The organism is Actinokineospora sp. (genome assembly GCF_050699995.1).
In the GTDB taxonomy this organism is placed as follows: domain Bacteria; phylum Actinomycetota; class Actinomycetes; order Mycobacteriales; family Pseudonocardiaceae; genus Actinokineospora.
The window spans coordinates 1-6,641 of the sequence record NZ_JBOHGC010000318.1; the positions used below are offsets into that span (position 1 = coordinate 1).

General features: G+C 68.8%; 8 protein-coding genes. 6 read left to right on the forward strand and 2 right to left on the reverse strand.

Going from position 1 to position 6,641, the window contains the following annotated elements; translation table 11 throughout:
• Positions 1 to 131 precede the first annotated feature (131 nt).
• The 4 genes from ACRDSQ_RS15680 (at position 132) to ACRDSQ_RS15695 (ending at position 2,988) form a co-directional block, all read left to right on the forward strand.
• Positions 132 to 380 (forward strand): hypothetical protein, encoded by a 249-nt coding sequence (locus ACRDSQ_RS15680; protein WP_431421916.1) that lies wholly within the window; start codon positions 132 to 134, stop codon positions 378 to 380.
• Positions 381 to 578: 198 nt separating this feature from the next.
• Positions 579 to 1,547, forward strand: a complete 969-nt coding sequence (locus ACRDSQ_RS15685) for a cation diffusion facilitator family transporter (RefSeq protein WP_431421918.1) — start codon at positions 579 to 581, stop codon at positions 1,545 to 1,547.
• A gap of 80 nt (positions 1,548 to 1,627) precedes the next feature.
• Positions 1,628 to 2,767, forward strand: a complete 1,140-nt coding sequence (locus ACRDSQ_RS15690; protein ID WP_431421920.1) for an inorganic phosphate transporter — start codon at positions 1,628 to 1,630, stop codon at positions 2,765 to 2,767.
• Positions 2,764 to 2,988: a hypothetical protein gene (locus tag ACRDSQ_RS15695; RefSeq protein WP_431421922.1), complete on the forward strand. Its 225-nt coding sequence runs from the start codon at positions 2,764 to 2,766 to the stop codon at positions 2,986 to 2,988. Before ACRDSQ_RS15690 ends, ACRDSQ_RS15695 begins: the two co-directional genes overlap by 4 nt.
• 52 nt (positions 2,989 to 3,040) lie before the next feature.
• On the opposite strand, the gene ACRDSQ_RS15700 is transcribed toward ACRDSQ_RS15695, so the two are convergent.
• On the reverse strand, positions 3,041 to 3,622 hold the full coding sequence (locus ACRDSQ_RS15700) for a dihydrofolate reductase family protein (RefSeq protein WP_431421923.1): 582 nt from the start codon (positions 3,620 to 3,622) through the stop codon (positions 3,041 to 3,043).
• A 541-nt stretch (positions 3,623 to 4,163) separates the two neighbouring features.
• On the opposite strand from ACRDSQ_RS15700, the gene ACRDSQ_RS15705 reads away from it, so the two are divergent.
• Complete coding sequence (locus tag ACRDSQ_RS15705; RefSeq protein ID WP_431421925.1) at positions 4,164 to 4,379, forward strand: hypothetical protein; 216 nt, start codon at positions 4,164 to 4,166, stop codon at positions 4,377 to 4,379.
• A 53-nt stretch (positions 4,380 to 4,432) separates the two neighbouring features.
• Here ACRDSQ_RS15705 and ACRDSQ_RS15710 read toward each other — a convergent pair whose 3' ends face one another.
• Positions 4,433 to 5,782 carry a PucR family transcriptional regulator gene (locus ACRDSQ_RS15710; protein WP_431421926.1) on the reverse strand — a complete coding sequence of 450 codons (1,350 nt, stop codon included), beginning with the start codon at positions 5,780 to 5,782 and terminating at the stop codon, positions 4,433 to 4,435.
• A gap of 501 nt (positions 5,783 to 6,283) precedes the next feature.
• On the opposite strand from ACRDSQ_RS15710, the gene ACRDSQ_RS15715 reads away from it, so the two are divergent.
• Positions 6,284 to 6,641, forward strand: a 358-nt coding sequence (locus tag ACRDSQ_RS15715; RefSeq protein WP_431421927.1) for a DUF6801 domain-containing protein, incomplete at its 3' end; no start/stop codon positions are given.

Consider the following 6,641-nt stretch of genomic DNA (forward strand, 5'->3'; position numbering starts at 1 on the left):
CAACCCATTGGGTGAACTGGCGACGCCGACACCAAGCACGCTCACGCTGGTTCCACAAACGCACCAGACTCGCCCGCAACATCGAGAACACCCAGGTCAGCTAGCGAATGGCTGCTGCCGTACTAGCCTCCATGGCCGTCGATGTCGAGCGCGAGCTGGACGCGGCGACACCGGAGCAGGTCGAAGTGGCGAGTCTTCTCGCCGGACTTGGCCGCGAGCTGCCCAAGTTCGCACGTGACGTCATCGTGCGAGGCAAGTGGATGGAGCCGAAGCGGTGGGTCCAGCTCGCCAGGGTTCTCGAAGGAGCCGCGCGGCTCTGCGAAGTTCAAGGCGTGGCCAAGTCTGATGGGACCGACGATCCAACAACCAGAGGAGCGTGAGCATGGTGGGAAGTCCGCCAAGGATGGCACCGGTCGCGCCTCTCGCATTGGTGATCTTGACCGGATTGTTCGTGGTGATCAGCGTGGTCCGCTTGGTACGAGATCAGACGCTCGGGGCGCGCCGATGCGCTCAACAAGCCCTGATCACCCCGTATTCCCCGGCAGGCGCGGGCGGATGCGCGCTCTTACGATCTGATCGTGAGCGAATCGGAGGGCGAGAGCACGCTGACGGTCGTCCTGGCCGGGTCGATGAACCTCGCCATCGCCATGATGAAGCTCATCGCGGGTGTGATCACCGGCTCGGCGGCGATGCTGGCCGAGGCCGCGCACTCGGTCGCCGACACGTTCACCGAGCTGCTGCTCCTCACCGCGCTCAAGGTGTCCGACCGGCCCGCCGACCGTCGCCACCCGTTCGGCTACGGCAAGGCGCGGTACTTCTGGTCGCTGCTGGCGGCGGTGTCGATCTTCGTCTCGGGCGCGGTGTTCGCCCTGTACGAAGGCTTCTCCACCATCTTCGGCGAGCCCGAGGAGTCGACGTCGCCGCACGTGGCGTACCTCGTCCTGATCATCGCCTTCGCGCTGGAGTCCGTGTCCTGGACGCAGGCCCAGCGCCAGGTGCGCCGCGAGGCCGCCGAACAGGGCCGCACGCTCCTCGAGCACTTGCGCCACGGCGACGATCCGACGTCGAAAACCGTGCTGTACGAGGACTCGGCCGCGCTGCTCGGGTTGCTGATCGCGTTCGCGGGTGTCGGCCTGCACCAGCTCACCGGCTCCTCGGTGTGGGACGGCGTCGCCTCCGTGGCCATCGGCGTGCTGCTCGCGTTCGTCGCGTTCCTCCTCGGGCGGACCAACGCGGGCCTGCTCATCGGCAGGCAGGCCTCCGAGGACCTCGTCTACGCGATCCGCGACACCCTCGCCGCGGCGCGCGAGATCGAAGCCGTCGTCGACCTGCAGACCATGCTCATCGGCACCAACCGCGTCCTGGTCTGCGCGCGGGTGGACTTCGACGACGCGCTCACCGCCGCCGACCTCGAACGCGCCTGCGTGCGGCTGGCGACCGACCTGGGCGCGACGTACCCGGTCATCGCCGAGGTGTTCATCGAGCCCGTCCCGAGGTCCGACACCGCTCTCCGGTCGGCTGTCCTGGCCCGCTACGGCAAGCGGTAAAGCCGGCCGGCCCACTGCGATCGTGTGAACGAATGGTTAACGTAGGTTTGCGTCGTTCCGGTCGTCGGGGGGAGTTCTCGGTGGTTGTGTCTGTGCTGGTCACCACCGTGGTGGTGACCGCGCTGATCTTCGACTTCACGAACGGCTTCCACGACACGGCCAACGCCATGGCCACGTCGATCGCCACGGGTGCGCTGCGCCCGAAGGTGGCCGTGGCGCTGTCGGCGGTGCTGAACCTGGGGGCGCGTTCCTGTCGGTCGAGGTCGCGAAGACGATCTCGGGCGGCCTGGTCGACGACGCGGCGATCACTCCCGCGGTGCGGGTTGGTCGGGGCCATCGTGTGGAACCTGCTGACCTGGTACGTCGGCCTCCCGTCGAGTTCGTCGCACGCCCTGTTCGGCGGGCTCATCGGCGCCACCTGGGTCGCCGCGGGCAGCGACGCCGTGCGTTTCGCGAAGCTGGCCGAGAAGGTGCTGGTTCCGGCCCTCGCCGCGCCGCTCATCGCCGGGCTCGCGGGCATGGTCGCCACCTACCTGGCGTTCCGCATCACCCGCCGGGCCACCGCGAGCCGCACGCCGCGCGGTTTCCGCATCGGCCAGATCGCCTCGGCGTCGATGCTCTCGCTGGCCCACGGCACGAACGACGCGCAGAAGACGATGGGCATCATCACCCTCACCATGATCAGCGCGGGCACTCTGCCCAAGGACTCCGGCCCGCCGGTCTGGGTCATCGTGAGCGCCGGTGTCGCCATCGCCCTGGGCACCTACCTCGGCGGCTGGCGGATCATCCGCACCCTCGGCAAGGGCATCACCGACATCGGCGCCCCGCAGGGTTTCGCCGCGCAGGCCAGCGCCACCGCCGTCATCCTCACCTCGTCGCACCTGGGCATCGCGCTCTCGACCACGCACGTCTGCTCCGGCGGCATCCTCGGCGCGGGCCTCGGCACACCGCAGGCCAAGGTGCAGTGGGGGACCGCGGGCCGGATGATCCTGGCCTGGGTCGTCACCCTGCCCGCCGCGGGCCTCGCAGGCGCCTTCGCCGGTGTCGTCGCCGAGTCCGGCACGTTCGGCACCATCGTGGTCGCCGTGGTCGGACTGGCCTTCGGCCTGGTGATCTACATCCGCTCGCGCCGCGACGTCGTCGGTGCGCACAACGTCAACGACATCCCCGTCGAGCCCATCCCCGCCGAGACCGTCGAGACCGCGGGAGGCACCCGATGAACATCAACTGGGCGCTGCTGGTCGAGGTCCTCGTCGTGGCCTTCGGCACCGCGGTCGGGACCGTGGTCCTGTTCTCGCTGGGCGTGCGCGGCTGGTCCGACCACGCCGACGCCCGCGCGAACGGCGGGTCGAGCATCATGGGTGTCGCCACGGCCGCGGTGAGCTTCGCGCTGTGCGCGGCGGTCGTGGCCTTCGGTCTCTGGATCATCGTCGCGGGCTGACGTGCCCGCGGGCCGCCTGACTGACTCAGGCGGCCCGCGCGGGTGGGGACGGTCAGCTGTCGGTCTTGGCGGCCGCGCGGTAGGTGAGCAGCAGGACGTTCGGGCCGACCTTGCGGGAGTCGACCAGTTCCAGGTCGCTCATGCCGCCGACCTGGTGGAACAGCCGCTTGCCGGAACCGAGGACGACCGGGTGCACCATCAGCCGGTACTCGTCGACGAGGTCGTGGGCGCGCAACGTGTCGACCAGGGTGGCGCTGCCCGCGACCAGGATGTCGCCCTCGTACTTGGCCTTGAGGATGGCGACCTCCTCCGCGACGTTCTCGGAGATGACGGTGGTGTTGTTCCACTTCGCCTCGCCGAGCGTGGTCGACACGACGTACTTGGGCATCGAGTTCATCTTGTCCGCGAAGCCCGCCTCATCGGTGATCTCCGGCCACGCGGCGGCGAACGCCTCGTAGGTGTGGCGGCCGAAGAGCTGTGCGTCGCTCGCCATCAGCTCGTCGAACTTGAACTGCTCGCCGTCCGGGGCGGGGGACTTGAAGCTCCAGCCGCCGTGCTCGAAGCCCTCGGCGCCGCCCGGGTCCTCGATGACGCCGTCGAGGGAGATGAACTCGGTGACGACCAGCTTGCCCATGATGTGCTCCTTCGGTGTGGGCCCCCGCGGGTGTGGGGCTCCGTTCACTGACCCGACGAACGCTCCACCGCGGAATCGACAGCCCCGGCCAGGATATTTTCGAGAAACTTCCAACCCAGACCGGAGGACCGCCCATGCGCGCCGTCGTGATCACCGAGTTCGGCGTGAAACCGCTGGTCCAGGACGTCGACGAGCCCAAGCCCAGCCGCGACGGGCGCCAGTCCGCCCCCCGGAATTTTCGAGGTTGGGCACCAGCTCTGTGATCGTGCGGATTGGTGGTGACCGTGGTTGACCTACGTCACGGTCCCCTTAGGCGCCGGTTGGGCGCGGGCGGTTGTCCGCGCGGTGCTGCGCCAGGGCGAGGCGGGGCCGGACCGCGGGTCGCGGTGCACGGATGCGGCGGCTCGGGGATCTCCGCTGTGCGGCTCGCAGTGGCCACCGCCGCCGCCGGAGTTCGGGTGGTGGCTCGACCTGTTACGGGCGGCGCTCGACCTGGCGTCGTCGCTGGGTGCGGAGGTGGTGATCGAGGCGGGCGACGATTGTGGCCGCCGGGCTGATGCCGCCGTCACTCGGCGTGGCGCCGATCCCGATGCACCGAGTGATCGCCGACGAACTGGTCCTGCTGGGCAGCCACGGTGTCCAGGCACACGAGTACCCGGCGATGCTGGGCATGGTCGAGCGGTCCGGCATCGACCTCTCGCGGCGGGTGGGCTCCGCATCGGCCTCGACGGCGTGCCGGACGCGCTGGTCGCGATGAACGACGCCGTGCCCGGGCGGCCCGGGGTCACGGTCGTCGAACTCTGAGCGTGCTCAGATCGCGTCGTCGAGCAGAACTTCCTCGGGCTCCTCGGCGTCTTCGGTCGGGTTGCCCTCGGCCATGATCCGCCGGTAGCGCAAGGCGATCTCCAGGGAGAGGCGCTCCTCCGGGTCGGCCAGGCGCTCGCCGAGCAGCTGCTCGAGCTGGTGCATGCGGTAGCGCACGGTCTGGGGGTGCACGTCGAGGCGGGTGGCGATCTCGTTGATGCCGCCGCGGGTCTCCAGCCACGCGAGCAGGGTGCTCTCCAGGCGTTCCCGCTGCTTGGCGGTCAGGTTCTCGAACGGGATCAGCACCCGGCTGGTCAGGTGCGAGACCAGGAACTCGTCCGACATCAGGGCCAGCGTCGAGAGGTGCTCGGCGCACAGCGTGATGTTCTTGTCCGGCAGCACACCGCGGTGCACGAGGGTCATCGCCTTGCGCGCGCAGCGCAGGGACAGGATCGCGTCACCCAAGGCCACCGTCGGTCCGACCGCGGCCCGCCTGCCGCGCAGTTCCTTCTCCAGCCGGGCGAGGTGGCGGTCCGGGTCGGCCACGACCAGGCACGGCTCGGTGCTTTCCAGGTCCACCAGAACCTCGGGGCCTAGCGCGGTCGCGGGCAGCCGGTGCTGGTCCTCGCGGTATTCCAGGGAGATGACCGCGACGCGCTGGGGGAGTTCCCAGTCGGTCACGCCCGCCAGGTCCGCGAGTGACTGCCGGGCCACGGGAGGGTCCGACAGGATCATCTTGAGCAGCTGCCTGCGGCGCCGCTCCAGCGCGCCGGTCGAGCGGGCCTGGGCGGAGGTGTACCCGGCGATGGCCGCGGTGCACAGCTCGTCGACCCAGGCGAAAATCGCGTCGGCCAGGGCGAAGAGCACGTCGTGGGGGATTCCTACCGACCGGCCCGCCGCGCTGAGCTGCCGCCAGACGACGCGGGCGCCGACCCGGACCGCGGTCTGCAGCGAGTCCATCGTGCGGCCTTCGAGGAACTCGACCCGACCCGCGTAGCGGAACGCCGCCTCCCAGTCCGCCTGCTGCGCGTTGGGGTCGAGGATGTTGTCGAAGCACTTGACCACGGCCATGTCGACCGCGCCGACCAGGACCTCGCGGAACTTGCCGTCAAGCGGCTGGGCGTAAGCGGGAACCGCGCGCTGGATCTCCAGGACCGCGGCCTTCACCAGGTGCGGCGCCATCGGGCGGAGCTTGTGCGCCAGTTCCGGCGGGATCATGCGCCACATCTTCAGCGCGGCGTCGGTGCGGTGCCGGGCGCGCAATCGGGCCGGGTCATCACCATTGACCGGATCGACTTTCCGCAGCGCCGTCGCCGTCAGATCGGCACGCGGGCTCCGCCCGTTCAGTTCGGTCATTAACCCACCTCGTAGGGGAGAATGTGGTGGAACCACCGGGGCGCGGCGGCGGCGTTTGCTCGAATGACGATAAATTCAGCGGATTCAGGTGTCAAATAGCGGACCGCGGACCGCGTGTCCATGCCAACGATCGGGCGATTGGCGCGGCGGAGTTTGTGCAGGACGGACAGTGCGACGGTCAAGCCCTGTCCGAACATGACAAAGCTACTCAGCGTGCCATCATCCGGGGGTTTGCCGGAGGTTTCGGCTACGCTTCGTGACTGTTCGTCTCGCCGCGCGACGTCTGGGGGGTCCTTGTCACCACGGGGCAAAACGTTCGAGCGGAATTGCTTTCGAATGACAATTGTGCCGGTTTGCCTGCGGAATCCGGTATTGCGAGCCGATCTACCGGCGGGTACGTTGCCTGCATATACCGGAGCCGTTTCGAGGTAATTGTCGACGCGGCTTTGTTCAGGCCCCTCCGGTAATTGCCGGTCCCCGTTTTGTGCGGTTGGAGAAGAAATGACTCATCGGAAGTTAAAACCGAGGCGTCTCGCCGCCGTGCTGGCGGGCCTCACCGTCACCGGTCTGGTGACCACGAGCCTGTTCGTCTCCGCGGGCGGCGCCGCCGCGGCTGAGCTCGACCTCAACTACGGCTGTACCTTCCCGCTGATCGATGTGCAGCCGGTCAAGGTGCACATCAACGCCAGCATCCCCGACACGATCACCGTCGGGGTGCCGACCGGGCAGTTCACCATCGAGGCCCTGTCCACCCTCAACGAGGACACGACGACCGGCCTCAAGCTGGTCAAGGTCGCCACGATCGAAGGCACGGCCATCTCGACGGCGCACATCACCGCGCCCGGGTTCGACACCGACC

What these genes read in the sequence shown, in the direction of transcription:
- ACRDSQ_RS15695 (WP_431421922.1), top strand. Translation starts at nt 2,764, where the DNA reads ATGAACATCAACTGGGCGCTGCTGGTCGAGGTCCTCGTCGTGGCCTTC.
- ACRDSQ_RS15700 (WP_431421923.1), bottom strand. Translation starts at nt 3,622, where the DNA reads ATGGGCAAGCTGGTCGTCACCGAGTTCATCTCCCTCGACGGCGTCATC.
- ACRDSQ_RS15680 (WP_431421916.1), top strand. Translation starts at nt 132, where the DNA reads ATGGCCGTCGATGTCGAGCGCGAGCTGGACGCGGCGACACCGGAGCAG.
- ACRDSQ_RS15710 (WP_431421926.1), bottom strand. Translation starts at nt 5,782, where the DNA reads ATGACCGAACTGAACGGGCGGAGCCCGCGTGCCGATCTGACGGCGACG.